Annotated in this window: 10 protein-coding genes and 4 pseudogenes; 2 read left to right on the forward strand and 12 right to left on the reverse strand. The window is 68.8% G+C overall.

Translation table 11 applies throughout. The annotated features are described in order from the left end of the window. The first annotated feature begins 123 nt into the window (after nt 1-123). Nucleotides 124-249 carry a hypothetical protein gene (locus AB0H71_RS01965; protein WP_357013877.1) on the forward strand — a complete coding sequence of 42 codons (126 nt, stop codon included), beginning with the start codon at nt 124-126 and terminating at the stop codon, nt 247-249. A 73-nt stretch (nt 250-322) separates the two neighbouring features. Here AB0H71_RS01965 and AB0H71_RS01970 read toward each other — a convergent pair. From AB0H71_RS01970 to AB0H71_RS02005, 8 genes and pseudogenes are all read right to left on the reverse strand, one after another. Next, a pseudogene (locus AB0H71_RS01970) lies at nt 323-743 on the reverse strand (transcriptional regulator); the annotation flags it as partial. A 405-nt stretch (nt 744-1,148) separates the two neighbouring features. Further along, nucleotides 1,149-2,304 (reverse strand): annotated as a pseudogene (locus tag AB0H71_RS01975) (IS3 family transposase). Between the two features lie 101 nt (nt 2,305-2,405). Further along, nucleotides 2,406-2,537: pseudogene (locus AB0H71_RS01980) on the reverse strand (IS110 family transposase); the annotation flags it as partial. A gap of 36 nt (nt 2,538-2,573) precedes the next feature. Further along, nucleotides 2,574-4,001 carry a hypothetical protein gene (locus AB0H71_RS01985; RefSeq protein WP_357013879.1) on the reverse strand — a complete coding sequence of 476 codons (1,428 nt, stop codon included), beginning with the start codon at nt 3,999-4,001 and terminating at the stop codon, nt 2,574-2,576. Beyond that, nucleotides 3,998-5,476 carry a radical SAM protein gene (locus AB0H71_RS01990; protein WP_357013882.1) on the reverse strand — a complete coding sequence of 493 codons (1,479 nt, stop codon included), beginning with the start codon at nt 5,474-5,476 and terminating at the stop codon, nt 3,998-4,000. The genes AB0H71_RS01985 and AB0H71_RS01990 overlap by 4 nt, the downstream gene beginning before the upstream one ends. 50 nt (nt 5,477-5,526) lie before the next feature. Next, nucleotides 5,527-7,350 (reverse strand): alkyl sulfatase dimerization domain-containing protein, encoded by a 1,824-nt coding sequence (locus AB0H71_RS01995; protein ID WP_357013885.1) that lies wholly within the window; start codon nt 7,348-7,350, stop codon nt 5,527-5,529. Between the two features lie 24 nt (nt 7,351-7,374). Beyond that, complete coding sequence (locus AB0H71_RS02000) at nt 7,375-7,749, reverse strand: SHOCT domain-containing protein (RefSeq protein WP_357013888.1); 375 nt, start codon at nt 7,747-7,749, stop codon at nt 7,375-7,377. A gap of 100 nt (nt 7,750-7,849) precedes the next feature. Beyond that, nucleotides 7,850-8,674, reverse strand: a complete 825-nt coding sequence (locus tag AB0H71_RS02005) for a DUF1206 domain-containing protein (RefSeq protein WP_357013891.1) — start codon at nt 8,672-8,674, stop codon at nt 7,850-7,852. Between the two features lie 108 nt (nt 8,675-8,782). On the opposite strand from AB0H71_RS02005, the pseudogene AB0H71_RS02010 reads away from it, so the two are divergent. Next, nucleotides 8,783-9,682, forward strand: a pseudogene (locus AB0H71_RS02010) (homogentisate 1,2-dioxygenase); the annotation flags it as partial. A gap of 459 nt (nt 9,683-10,141) precedes the next feature. Here AB0H71_RS02010 and AB0H71_RS02015 read toward each other — a convergent pair. Genes AB0H71_RS02015 through AB0H71_RS02030 form a run of 4 tightly spaced genes read right to left on the reverse strand, consistent with a single transcriptional unit; the run spans nt 10,142 to nt 11,904 of the window. Continuing rightward, nucleotides 10,142-10,657 (reverse strand): thioesterase family protein, encoded by a 516-nt coding sequence (locus tag AB0H71_RS02015; protein ID WP_357013894.1) that lies wholly within the window; start codon nt 10,655-10,657, stop codon nt 10,142-10,144. A gap of 20 nt (nt 10,658-10,677) precedes the next feature. Further along, the gene (locus tag AB0H71_RS02020; RefSeq protein ID WP_357013897.1) at nt 10,678-11,367 is read right to left on the reverse strand and encodes an MFS transporter; all 690 of its coding nucleotides are present in this window, start codon (nt 11,365-11,367) and stop codon (nt 10,678-10,680) included. Between the two features lie 4 nt (nt 11,368-11,371). Then, a complete protein-coding gene (locus AB0H71_RS02025; protein WP_357013899.1) occupies nt 11,372-11,653 on the reverse strand; it encodes a hypothetical protein in 282 nt (93 codons plus the stop codon). Nucleotides 11,654-11,691: 38 nt separating this feature from the next. After that, a complete protein-coding gene (locus AB0H71_RS02030; RefSeq protein ID WP_357013902.1) occupies nt 11,692-11,904 on the reverse strand; it encodes a hypothetical protein in 213 nt (70 codons plus the stop codon). Nucleotides 11,905-11,928: the final 24 nt, after the last annotated feature.

The raw sequence follows: 11,928 nt of genomic DNA on the forward strand, positions 1-11,928 counted from the left end.
GCTTCCGGGAAGCGGGAGGGGCGATGAGTAAGCACGTGGACGAAGCCCGGTGGGAAGCAGCGAAGGCTCGGGCGTCGGCACGCGGCTTGGATGTCCGGCCCCGGAGGTCGCCGAGGTGGGGCTATGAAGAGGTGGGGCTATGAACTGGTGAACCTGGAGGGGGAGGTGCTCGACGAGGGCACGCTGACCGATATGGAGCGCGCGATCTCGTCGATCGATCCGGACGACCGGGTAAGTCCGATCCGGTGACTCCCGATGCCCCTCCGATCAGCGTCCCGTTGCTCCCCACGCTGGGCGTTTACGAGTTCCGGAGTTCCGGAGTTCATCGCACTTGACCCGGTGCTCGGTGCTCAGTAGGCAGCGGGCTGCGATCGGCGGCCCAAACTGCTAGCAGCGCGAGCGCATCGGCGGTGGAAGTGCCCACGGCAGCGGTGTAGACATTGAGCTGCAGATCGGGCTCCGCAGGCAGCTCGAGGGCCTCGAAGTCGAGATCGAGCAGCCCCCCACCGGGATGATGCAACCGTTTGCGCCCGGTGCGGTGGAACCGAACATCCCGCGACGCCCACCGCTGCCGGAACAGCTCGCTGCGCGTGGAGAGCTCACCGACCAGCTCGATCAGCGCCTGGTCTTGCGGGTTGCGCCCGGCCTCCAGCCGCAGCATCGCGAGCGACCTGGTCGTAGTCGACGAAGAACTCCTGCGTCGCGTCGGGCTGGAGGTAGACCAAGCGGACGGTGTTGGCGGGGGCGGCGGGGGTGTCCCTATGGTTTTGCAACACAGAAGTCAGGGCTGCTGGCGTGCCCAGTTCCCGTGTTGTGATCGGTGGACTACGGCTCAGCTCGAGATTTGATCCAGCCAGGCGTCCTGCTTGTCGGCCAACGGCTTTTCCAGCGGGAGCGCCACGAAGCGGCATGCGAACTTCATGCCGTGGTCGTCGCCTGCGCCGGTGACCCGGTGTGTCCAGGCGTCAGGTGTGTCTGCCCCGGCTTCGAGGTGGAAGTAGGTAGTTCGGCGTGGATGCTGGGTCTGCGGGTGTGGTCAGTGGTCCACAGCAATTCGTTTCACCACGGAGACATCGGATAGCCCGGTCTCTTCCGTCACCTCACGCAGGTGATGTTCCCCCGGTTCTGTGGAGTCGTGATGCTGGACTTCAGGCCACGGGTTGGATGGATGGTGGGATCATCTCGTATTCGATCGGGGTCCGCATGCCGAGAGCGGAGTGGCGGCGGCGCCGGTTGTGGAAGATCTCGAGGTAGTCGAAGATCGCGTTCGCCAGCTCGATCCGGGTCCGCCATCGTCGCCGGTTCAACAGCTCGGTTTGCGTTCTGCCCCAGAAGGATTCGATTACGGCGTTGTCGTAGCAGTCGCCGATCGACCCCATCGAGGGCACCAGCCCGGACCTGCGTGCCCGCTCGGTGAACGCCCACGACGTGAATTGAACGCCGTGGTCGGAATGGATGATCGTGGCTCCCGGCCGAGGTGAGCGGTTCGATATCGCCATGCCCAGGGCATTGGTGACCAGCGCCGCGGTCTGGGTCGAGTCGATCGACCAACCGACCACCCGCCGGGAGTAGGTATCGAGCACGACCGCGCAGTAGAGCTTGCCTTCCCGGGTGTAGTGCTCGGTGATGTCGGTGACCCACAACTGGTCCGGCGCCGTGCGAGTGAATGCCCGGTTGACCAGGTCACCAGCACTCGGTGTCTGCTGCCGTGGGCGGGCGCGCTTGACCCCGGGCAGGCCCTTGATCCCGGCTCGGCCATCAGCAGCTCGACCTGGTTGTAGCCGACACCGATCCCGAGACCGAGGGTGAGCTCGGCGTGCACGCGTGGTGCGCCGTAGGTGCCGCGGGAGGCGGTGTGCACGGCCCGGATCTGCTCGGTCAGCCAGGCGTGGCGGATCGATCGCTGCGACGGCGGGCGGGATCTCCAGTGGTAGAAGCCGGACACCGAGACATCCAGCAGCCGGCACGCGACCTGCACCGGCAACCCCTCGCTGGCGATGGTGGCTATGGCCGCGTACCGCCTTTTGGGCTGTTGCCCTGCTCTTTGAGCAGCTCACGAGACCTTTTCAGGATTGCGACCTCGTGCTCGAGCTCGCGGATGCGGCGTCTGGCCGCGGTCAGCTCGGACTGCTCGACGCTGGTCGCGCCCGGTAACTGGCCGGTGTCGATCGGTTCCTGCTTGCGCCAGGTGTAGATCGTCTGATCGCTGAAGCCCAGGTCCACGGCTACTTGGGCGACCGGTCGCCCTGCGGCGACCAGGTCCAGGACTTTGCGACGGAACTCTTCGGGGTAACGCCTCGGCACGAACAACTCTCCTTCGATGAGTCCGTGACCAAGAGTCAAGCAAACCAACTCCGAGGAACCGGGGGAACATCACGCCCTCCAACAAAGCGGGGGAACCTCAGGTCGTGTAGCGCGGCGAACGTGGACAGGAACAACGCGCGTTCGAGTTTGTGGTTGCCGGATCGGGCGGGGATGCGGGTGCCGGTCCTGACTACGATGCCGGGCATCGAGGTCAGGACCTTGGCAAGAGGGTTCAATCGACGGACGTCCGGCAACGTGCCCCTGGTCCGCTACCTGTACCGCAGCCGCTCCTGCAACTCGGTGAGCACCGATCGCCACGGCTGGTCGGGGAAGCGCCGATCCACGACGTCACCGTTGATCCGCAGCCGCTCGAGGAGCGCGGGCGCGTCGCGTCCGAAATCGGTGAGATCGTCGGCGAAAGCAGCTGCGGCGGCATCCAGCCCTTCGCCGGTGGTGGCGAACCGGGTGCAGGTGAAGCCGGGGCCGTAGGTATCGGGGAAGACGTCGTAGCCGGTCACCACGCAGGGGACCGCCGCGCGCGCCGCCAGCGCCGGACCCAGCCCGACGGTCTCGACATCGGGGACCGAGGGGGTGAATACGACACCCCCTCGGCTCACCCGGGCGAGCGTGAGCAGGTCCGCTTCGTCCAGATACCAGCGGCCGTGCTCGTCCCGCGAGGTCCCGAGGGGCACGCCGTTGAGGAATCGCACGTGCTCGCCCGTGCCCAGCCGCTCGACCAGTTCGATGACCTCCGTGGCGTAGCCGGGGTCCTCGTCGAGGGCGCCGAACACGAGCAGGTAGGGCAGCGCGGCACCGGCGAGCCGCCGGTGCTCGATGACGGCGTGGTGCAGGCGGATCGCGAGGTCGACGCCTTTGACCCGGAACACCCGCACCGGGTTGAGCAGCACCGGCCTGCCCGGATCCAGTCCGAGCTGCGCCGCGGCCTGCCGGTGCCGGGTCTCGAGGCTGTCGCCGATGGCAGGCAGGATGTTCGGCACGACTCGCGGCCGGGCGGTGGTGGGGTAGCGCCGCGCTTCGCGGGCCAGCGTCTCGGAGACGACCACCCACCGCAGGTGGGGTGCGGCGGCGGGAAGCGGGGTGGCGGCGTTCGGCGCGGCCGGGTAGTGCCGCTGGCCGGCCTCGGCGTCCCAGACCGCGCACGAGCCGAACAGGTCGTGATCCCACACGAGGAGCCCGCCGGGGCGGTCCCGGTAGAAGGCCGCGGCGGCTTCGTGCAGTGCCCGGGTCACGAAGACCGCGTCGGGGAGGGTGGTATTCACCGCGAACACCCAGTCGGGCTGATGGCGGGCGAGCCACTTCTCGAAATGCTCGGTGTAGAGCGCCCGCAGCTGCGCGGTCCGGGCCGTGAGGTCGTCGCACTGCTCGGAATCGAGGTCGTCGAAGCGGACGGTGAGCCGCCGGAGTTCATCGATCTCGGCGGCGAGCCGATCCGGGTCCAGATGCGTCACCGCCGCATTGACGGCGATCTCCATCCACGGAGCGGTCATCCCGGCGCCGTTGCCCGCGGGGAAGAACCGCTTCTTGTCCGGGCGCCACGAGTAGCCGAGGTCGGCGGCGACGGAGTTCTCGACGATGCCCATCGACCGGCCGAGCTCCCGGACATTGCGGAAGATCGTGAGCAGCCCCGACACCGGCAGTCCGTCCCCGCACACCAGCGCGATCCGCATCGGGCTCACCCGATCTCGGTCGCCATGATCGCCTCGACCAGGGTGCGGCCGGGGCCGGTCAGGGTGATGGTGCCCGCGGCGGGGTCCTGGACGGTGAGCCCGCGTTCGGTGAGGTCGGTGAAGATCGGGCGCCAGCGCGGACCGAACAGGGAGCTGCCGCCGAAGCGCGCCCGGTGCAGCTCGTCGCGGAGCGGCTGGCAGGTCGACAGCGCCATTCGCACCGCGCGCACCTCCCGTTCGGGTGCGCTGATCCGGGTCGCGGACTGCAGCGGTAACCGGCCGGCGTCGAGCGCCGCGAGGTAGTCGCGCGGGGAGTTGTGCGTATTGGCCTCGGAGAGGTTGCTCCACGCGTAGGCGCCGAGGCCGATACCCAGCTGCGGGAATTGTTTGTCCTGGTCGAGGTTGAGCGAGCGCCAGTGCTCGGGGCCCACCGAGCGCTTCGGGAAATAGGTGGCCGGGTATTCGAGGTATCCGGCGGCGGTGAGCGCGGCGTCGAACTGTTCGCGCATCTGGAACTGCTCGCCGAGCGACGGCCAGCGGAAACCCCGCTCGGCGATCTCGCGGCGCACGGCGGGGTTCTCCCAGACGGCGGGTGTTTCGTGGCCGACCGCGGTGTCCACGTCGTGGAACGAGCGCAGATGCAGTTTGATCGCGACCACGGTGTCGAAGTCCAGCTCAACCATGGTCCGCACGTCGTCCAGGAAGCCGCGCACGGTCTGGCCGGGGATTCCGTAGAGCAGGTCGCCGTCGACGCGCTCGAACCCGAGCTCCTTGGCCTCGGCGACGACCCGGCGGGCATCGGCGCCGCTGTGGCGGCGGTGCGCGACCTCGAGCAGCCGGTCGTCGAAGGTCTGCATCCCGTAGGTCAGTTCGCTGAAACCCAAGCCGGACAATTGCCGGATCACGGTGCGCGTGAGCGAGTCCGGGCTGCCCTCGGCCTGCAGCAGGCTGGCATCGGTGAAGGTGAAGTTGCTGGTGTAGAACTCCACCAGGCGAGCGATGTCGGGCATCGCCACCGCGGTCGGTGTGCCGCCGAACAGACAGAACTGGCCGATGGGTACGCGCGCCAGCTCGGGGACCATGGCGAGCCAGAGCTTCGCCTCGGCGATGTTCGCGTCGACCCACTCGCTGCCCTTGGCCCGGCCGCGGTCACCGCCGGCCGGCAGCACCATGATCGGGAACTGGCAGAAATGACAGCGGTACCGGCACAGCGGGATGATCGTCCACAGGTGCAGCGGCTCGCCGCGGGCGAGCTCTTCGCCGAAATCGGCGAGGAATCGCTCGGGCGGGTAGTCGGCGTCGTCACCGGGGAAGACGTGGGTGAACGCTTCCTCGTAGACGTAGTCGAGCAATCGCGCATTGACGGGGTCGCGCAGGAGTTCCGCTACCGCGGGCACCGGAAAGCGGGGATCGGTGCCCGCGAGCGTGGCCAGCGCCGCGTTTCGTCTCGACGGCGAAAGGTCGAAGTCGTCCGTTACCGACATGGCATCCCCCTGCCAGCTGTTGTATCCGACACGCGCGGGAACTCTCGATCTCAGGGCGTCACGATGGGGAACCGGGGGTCGGGGGTGTCGAGCAGCCCGGCGAGGGTGGCGAGCAACCGCGGATCCCCGTCGACCTCGACTCCGTCGAGCCCACCGCCCCCCAGCGCGGCGAGCAACGCGGGCTTGGTCAGCGTCAGGGTGACGTCGGCCTTGCCGCGCAGCGGTGCCTCGGAGGTGCCGGTGCGCCGGGTCAGCGCCCCGCGGGAGAGCGTCAGCCGGACGGTGCCGCCGAGGTCGGTCAGGTGCCAGTCCATGGTGAAATCGGTGTCGGCGGCGCGCATTCCGTCGATCCGGACCGCCAGGGCGTCGATGATCATGTCGATCGGCAGGGCGAGCATCATCTGCGGGTCGGCGGTGTCGATGTCGACCTCGGTCTCCCCGTGCCGCAGCTCGCCCGCGCCGACCAGGAAGAAGTTGCGCCAGGTGCCGTTCTCGGCGCCGTGGCCGAGCCGGTCGTAGACCGCGGCCAGCGCCGACCGGGCGCCGTCGTGGCCGGGCTCGGCGAAGACCGCGTGGTTGAGCAGGGTCGCGGCGAAGCGCAGGTCGCCGCGCTCGGCGTACTCGCGGCCCTTGGCCACCAGCGCGTCGACCCCGCCGTAGTCGGCGGCGTAGCGGCGGGCGGTCTCGACCGGGGGGTGCTCCCACAGGTGCGCGGGGTTGCCGTCGAACCAGCCCATGTAGCGCTGGTAGACGGCCTTCACATTGTGCGAGAGCGAGCCGTAGTAGCCGCGGTTGGCCCACAGCCGGTCCAGGGCGGGCGGCAGGCGCAGCTCCTCGGCGATCTCCGGGCCGGTCAGGCCGCGGTTCAGCAGCCGCAGGGTCTGATCGTGCAGGTAGGCGTACATATCGCGCTGGCCGGTGAGCCAGCCGGTCCAGTTCTCCGCGCCCCAGGCGGGCCAGTGGTGCGAGGCGAAGGCCACGTCGGCCCGCTCGCCGAAGAGCGCGACGGCGTCGTCCAGGTAGCGGGCCCAGATCCGGCTGTCGCGCACCAGCGCGCCGCGCAGGGTGAGCACGTTGTGCATATTGTGGGTGGCGTTCTCGGCCATGCACAGCGCGCGGTGCTGCGGGAACAGGAAGTTCATCTCCGCGGGTGCCTCGGTGCCCGGCGTCAGCTGGAAGACGATCTCGACGCCGTCCACGGTCTCGGTCTGCCCGGTGGCGGTGATGTCGACGGTGGGCGGGATGAGCGTGACGGTGCCGGTGGAGGTGGTCATGCCGAGCCCGCAGCCGAGCTGCCCGGCCGGGCCGCGCTCCAGCCCGGTGCCGTACATGAAGACCGCGCGGCGGGTCATGGCATTGCCCGCGTAGACGTTCTCGCTGACGGCGTGCTCCAGGAATCCGGCCGGGGCGAGCACCGGCACCTGCGCGTCGTCGCCGGGCAGCACGCCGCGGGCGCCGCCGAAGTGGTCGACGTGCGAGTGCGTGTAGATCAGCCCGGTCACCGGGCGGTCGCCGCGGTGGCGGCGGTAGAGCGCGAGCGCGGCGGCGGCGGTCTCGGCGGAGATGAGCGGGTCGATCACGATCACCCCGCGCTCACCCTCGACCAGGGTCATGTTCGACAGATCGAGGTTGCGGACCTGGTAGATGCCCGCGCACACCTCGAACAGCCCCTGCAGGTTGCACAGCTGCCCCTGCCGCCACAGGCTCGGGTGCGCCGTCTCCGGGCAGGCGCCGGTGAGGAAGTCGTAGGCGGTGCCGTCCCAGACCGGGCGGCCGTCGGCGGTGGTGATCACCGCGGGGTCCAGCGCGCCCAGGTAGCCGCGGGTGGCGTCGTCGAAGTCGGTGGTGTTCTCGAAGTCCAGTTGCTCGGTCATGCCTGCCCCTCGCCGTTCCGGACCTCAGGCCAGGGCCCTGCTCTTCAGCTGCTGGAATTCCTCGGCGGTGATGGTGCCCTCGTCGAGCAGCCGCTTGGCATCGGCGATTTGGGCGGCCGAGTTCGTGCCCGCGGTCTCGCGGATGTAGGCGGTCTGGGCGTCGTGCGCGCGGTGCGCCGCCTCGGCCGAGCGCTCGGCCATGCCGCGCCCGTGCACGATCAGATACAGCAGGGAGGTCAGCAGGGGCAGCAGGATCAGGAACACCACCCACACCGCCTTCACCCAGCCGGAGCTCTCGCGGTTCCGGAACAGGTCACCGACGATGTAGAACAGCAGCAGCAGGTACGCCACGAAGGCGAAGCTCACCACGATCAGCCACAGGACTTCCCACACCGACATCTCCGGGCTCCCTCCGGCACCGCGCGGTCGGCGGTGTCCGGGCCGACGTTATCGGCGTACGGGGGGCCGGGTATCACCCGAAAGGGGTGAGATCGCGCGGTCAGTGCACCTTGCGGAACCGGGCATCGAGGAAGGCGAAGAGCGCGAACGCGGCCAGCCCGGCCGCGACGACGAGCAGCAGCACGGTGCCGTACGGCTGCGCCGCCAGCGTCTTGAGCGCCACGTCCAGCCCCGTCGCCTTGTGCGGCTGGCTCCGCACGGCGGCCACGATGACGAGCACCCCGCCGCCCGCGTACACCGCGCCGAGCGCCGCGTACCCGGCCTGTCCGAGCCGGAGCACGACCCGTTCCGTCGCCCGGCTCACGCCGCGGAACTCCTGCTCCTCGCGGAACCGCTTGGACCAGCCGTGATGGGCGATGAAGAGCCCCGCGACGACGATGGCGAGCCCGATGACGATCACCACCGCCCCGCCCCATTCCTTCCGGAGCAGGCCGTCGACGAGCGCGAGCTGCGCCTGGTCGGTCGAGGAGGCCGGTGACCCCTTCGCGAGCTTGGCCGCGCTGTAGGCGAGGTAGGCGAAGAGCACCGCCTCGCCGACGTTCATGGCGCGCAGCAGCTTGTCCCTGCGGCTGCGCCGCGCGCCGGTGCCTGCCTCGAGCAGCTGCCACAGCACGGCGATTCCGAGCCCGATGGCGATGAGCCAGAGGATGAACGCGCCCGCACCGTTCTCCGCGAGGCTCTGCAGCGCGCCGGTCTTGTCCGCCTTCCCGACCCCGTCGCCGTCGAGGTCGCCGAGCGCGAGCTGCACGCAGACCCAGGCCACCAGGAGGTGGACCACGCCGTAGGCCACCAGCCCCGCCCGCGCCGCCAGCTGGAACGGCGCGCTCCTCGCCACATCGCGATGAACTCGACTCGACCCGCTCATACCCGCACCACGGAAAGACCGTAACCGCGCGCTGCGAGCCGCCCACCGGGATCGGACCGCGCACAATAGTGACGCACATTACAGTCACCGTCGGAGGCGAGGGATCCCATGGCCTACTACCGCGCTGTCGGAGAGATTCCGCCGAAGCGTCATACCCAGTTCCGGCGGGATTCCGGCGAGCTGTACTCCGAGGAACTCGTCGGCGAGGAGGGCTTCTCCGGCGATTCCTCCCTGCTGTATCACCGCGGAATCCCGTCGGCCATTGCCGCCGCCGAGATATGGGAGCCGGGCGATCTGAGCCTGACCCCCAATGCCCCGCTGCTGCCCCGGCACCTGCGCCTGCACGACCTGCCGGGTGACCCCGCCGCGGATATCGTCACGGGACGCCGGCTGATCCTCGGCAATGCCGATGTCCGCATTTCGTACGCGGTGGCCGGGGCGCCGTCGGCGCTGTACCGGAACGCGATCGGTGACGAGTGCGTGTACATCGAGGAGGGCTCCGGCGTCGTCGAGACGGTCTTCGGCGCACTCGCCTTCCGCGCCGGTGACTACGTCCTGATTCCCCGCGCCACCATTCACCGCTGGGTACCGGACGAGACGGTCCGCGCCTATGTCATCGAGGCGACCGGGCACATCGCGCCGCCGAGGCGCTACCTGTCCCGCTTCGGGCAATTCCTCGAGCACGCGCCCTACTGCGAGCGCGACCTGCACGCCCCGACCGGCCCGCTGCTGCGCGCGGACACCGACGTGCCGCTCCTGGTGAAGCACCGCGGCACCGGCGGCAGCACCGGCACCCGATACCTGCTGCCTGCGCACCCGTTCGACGTGGTCGGCTGGGACGGCTGCCTCTACCCGTACACGTTCAATATCGAGGACTTCGAGCCGATCACCGGGCGAATTCACCAGCCACCGCCGGTGCACCAGGTGTTCGAGGGCCGCAACTTCGTGATCTGCAATTTCGTGCCGCGCAAGGTCGACTACCACCCGCTGGCGATCCCGGTGCCGTACTCGCACCACGAAATGTCCGTGGACCGCAGCAGACACACCGAGATGGCGTGTTCATAGAGCGAAACAATACCGCCTGCAACACCATTCGGCTACACAAGCACCGACCCACGCGGGCATCGAACTCTCTGGATGGAGTTCGAGCGAGGTTCCTTCTCTCGAACCGTCGCGCGGCAGACCTGGGTCGGCAGCACCTACGTGCGCGGCCTCCAGGTGTGGCGCTGTTGGATTGCTGTCGCGGGGGAGAGTTACTCAAAGTCGCTACCTGACCTCGAGTCGTTGGTAGTCGTTGGCGTTAGCGCGCCAACGGACCCCGCCGCCCTATAGGCAACATTGCTGTGACTATCCGTACATCAGCCCCCGCTGTATCCGTGCCGAAGACGATGCGCACACAGGGAGCCCCAGATCCGGAAATCGGACCGGGTACAGCGGCGCATCCCCATTTTCGTCGGTACAAGCCACTCAGCTCGGGCGTGGCGGACGAATGGTGCGGCCGATCCCCTTCGGCACGCCTCCGACGGTCTGGATGGTCGAGAACCGGGTGAGGTAGTCGAGCTGGGTGGCCGGCATGGGGCAGCTACGCCGCCCCGCGAGATCGAAGTGCAGGTCCAGTTGCTCGCTCACCGCCGCCCGGTACCCGCTGCCGAGACTGAACACCTCGTGCAGCACATGGAAGCGTTTGCTGTCCACACCGAGCAACCAGGATCGGATCTCGAGCTCGTCGCCGCGCAGCAACTCGCGCTCGAACCCCAGCGTCGACTGAACGATGACCTTGCCCAGCCCGGTCCGCTCGGTGTAATCGGCGCCCATGCCGATCAGCTCGCTGAGCTTCTCCTGCCCGCGATAGACGACGATGCCGTAGTACATGGCGTTCATGTGATCGTTGAAGTCGATCCACGACTCATCGACCCGGCAGCGGTGCGAGATGACAGGCCCGCTGGGCACACGGTCGAGCGACAGCGCCGAAGCCGAAATCATGTGCTTGTCCCCGATGTCGTTCAGCGGCCCGGCCGCGCTCCTGTGATCCGAGGTCCGAACCTATCGGCACCGAATATCGGCCGGCGTGCGGGTGGCCGGTGAGTGGGATCGCGGGCGACGAGCACCAGCGCGAGGACGGCTGCGGAGAAGGTGGCGCCCGCCGAAATCCAGAACATGGTGGTGAGCGATGGTTGGGGGTACCCGTCGAGGGTTATCGCCCAGGTCGTCGCGGTGGCCGCCATGGTCGCACCGGCCGTAGAGGTGCCGACCGATTGCAGCAGGGCGCCGATGGTGGTCGCCGATGCCGACTCCGTGATCGGTGCCATCGTCATGAGAAGTGTCGGGATCGCGGCGATGGTGAGCGAGACCCCGACGCCCACCAGGACCTCACCGGTGAGCAGCTGCCAGAGTTCGTGACTCAGCGGTACTCGCACGGCGAATGTCGCCGCCGGTTCGGTGGCCGCGACGAGGAGAACCCGGGCGGCGCCGAACCGCGCGATGGCGCGCCCTGCCAGCGGCGCGACGACGATGCCGACGAGCGCGATCGGCATCAGTGCCCATCCGGCCTGCAGCGCGCTCATCCCCGTTCCGAACCCGGTCCCAGCAGGCAGTTGCAGCATCTGGGTGGTGATCAAGATGTTGCTGAACAGGGCGAACCCGACCAGCAGCGCGCAAGCGTTGACCAGCAGCACCGGCGGCCGCGCGGTCACGCGGTCACGCGGTCACGCGCACATTGACCAACGGAGCATGCCCGCGCAGCTGCAGCGGCACCCACAGCCCGAGCACAACCACGCCGGTGCCGGCACACATCAGGGTAGCGGCGCTGGTCCAGCCCCATTGCCCCCCTTTGGACAGCGGCAGCAACAGCGTGATGAGGGCGGTAGCGAGCAGCACCGCACCGAGGCGATCGAACCGTGAGCGGCCCCGGTGTGCTGGCGCGGAGGCGGGAACCACCCGCGCGACCACGGCCGCCAGCAGCACGCCGCTGATCACCATTACTCTGAAGACCCAATGCCAGTTCGAGTAGGTGACGATTACCCCGGACAGCGGGAAACCGGCCGCGGCGCCGTCGCCAGCGAGGCACTCATCATCGCCACCCCGGCCGGGATCCGGGGAGCGGGCAGCACATCGCGCATGGTCGCCATCGCGACTGGGATCAGCGACAGCCCGCATCCCTGCACGGCTCGCGAGATGACGAGCAGGACCAGGGAGTCGCTGAGGGCGACGAGAGCCGACGCGGCCACCACGATGACGAGGGTGATCAGGATCAG

The organism is Nocardia sp. NPDC050697 (genome assembly GCF_040654395.1).
In the GTDB taxonomy this organism is placed as follows: domain Bacteria; phylum Actinomycetota; class Actinomycetes; order Mycobacteriales; family Mycobacteriaceae; genus Nocardia.

Bases quoted from the DNA above. Each gene is read 5' to 3' on its own strand.
- AB0H71_RS01965 (WP_357013877.1), top strand. From the start codon at position 124: ATGAAGAGGTGGGGCTATGAACTGGTGAACCTGGAGGGGGAGGTGCTC.
- AB0H71_RS01990 (WP_357013882.1), bottom strand. From the start codon at position 5,476: ATGTCGGTAACGGACGACTTCGACCTTTCGCCGTCGAGACGAAACGCG.
- AB0H71_RS01995 (WP_357013885.1), bottom strand. From the start codon at position 7,350: ATGACCGAGCAACTGGACTTCGAGAACACCACCGACTTCGACGACGCC.
- AB0H71_RS02000 (WP_357013888.1), bottom strand. From the start codon at position 7,749: ATGTCGGTGTGGGAAGTCCTGTGGCTGATCGTGGTGAGCTTCGCCTTC.
- AB0H71_RS02005 (WP_357013891.1), bottom strand. From the start codon at position 8,674: ATGAGCGGGTCGAGTCGAGTTCATCGCGATGTGGCGAGGAGCGCGCCG.
- AB0H71_RS02015 (WP_357013894.1), bottom strand. From the start codon at position 10,657: ATGATTTCGGCTTCGGCGCTGTCGCTCGACCGTGTGCCCAGCGGGCCT.
- AB0H71_RS02025 (WP_357013899.1), bottom strand. From the start codon at position 11,653: ATGGTGATCAGCGGCGTGCTGCTGGCGGCCGTGGTCGCGCGGGTGGTT.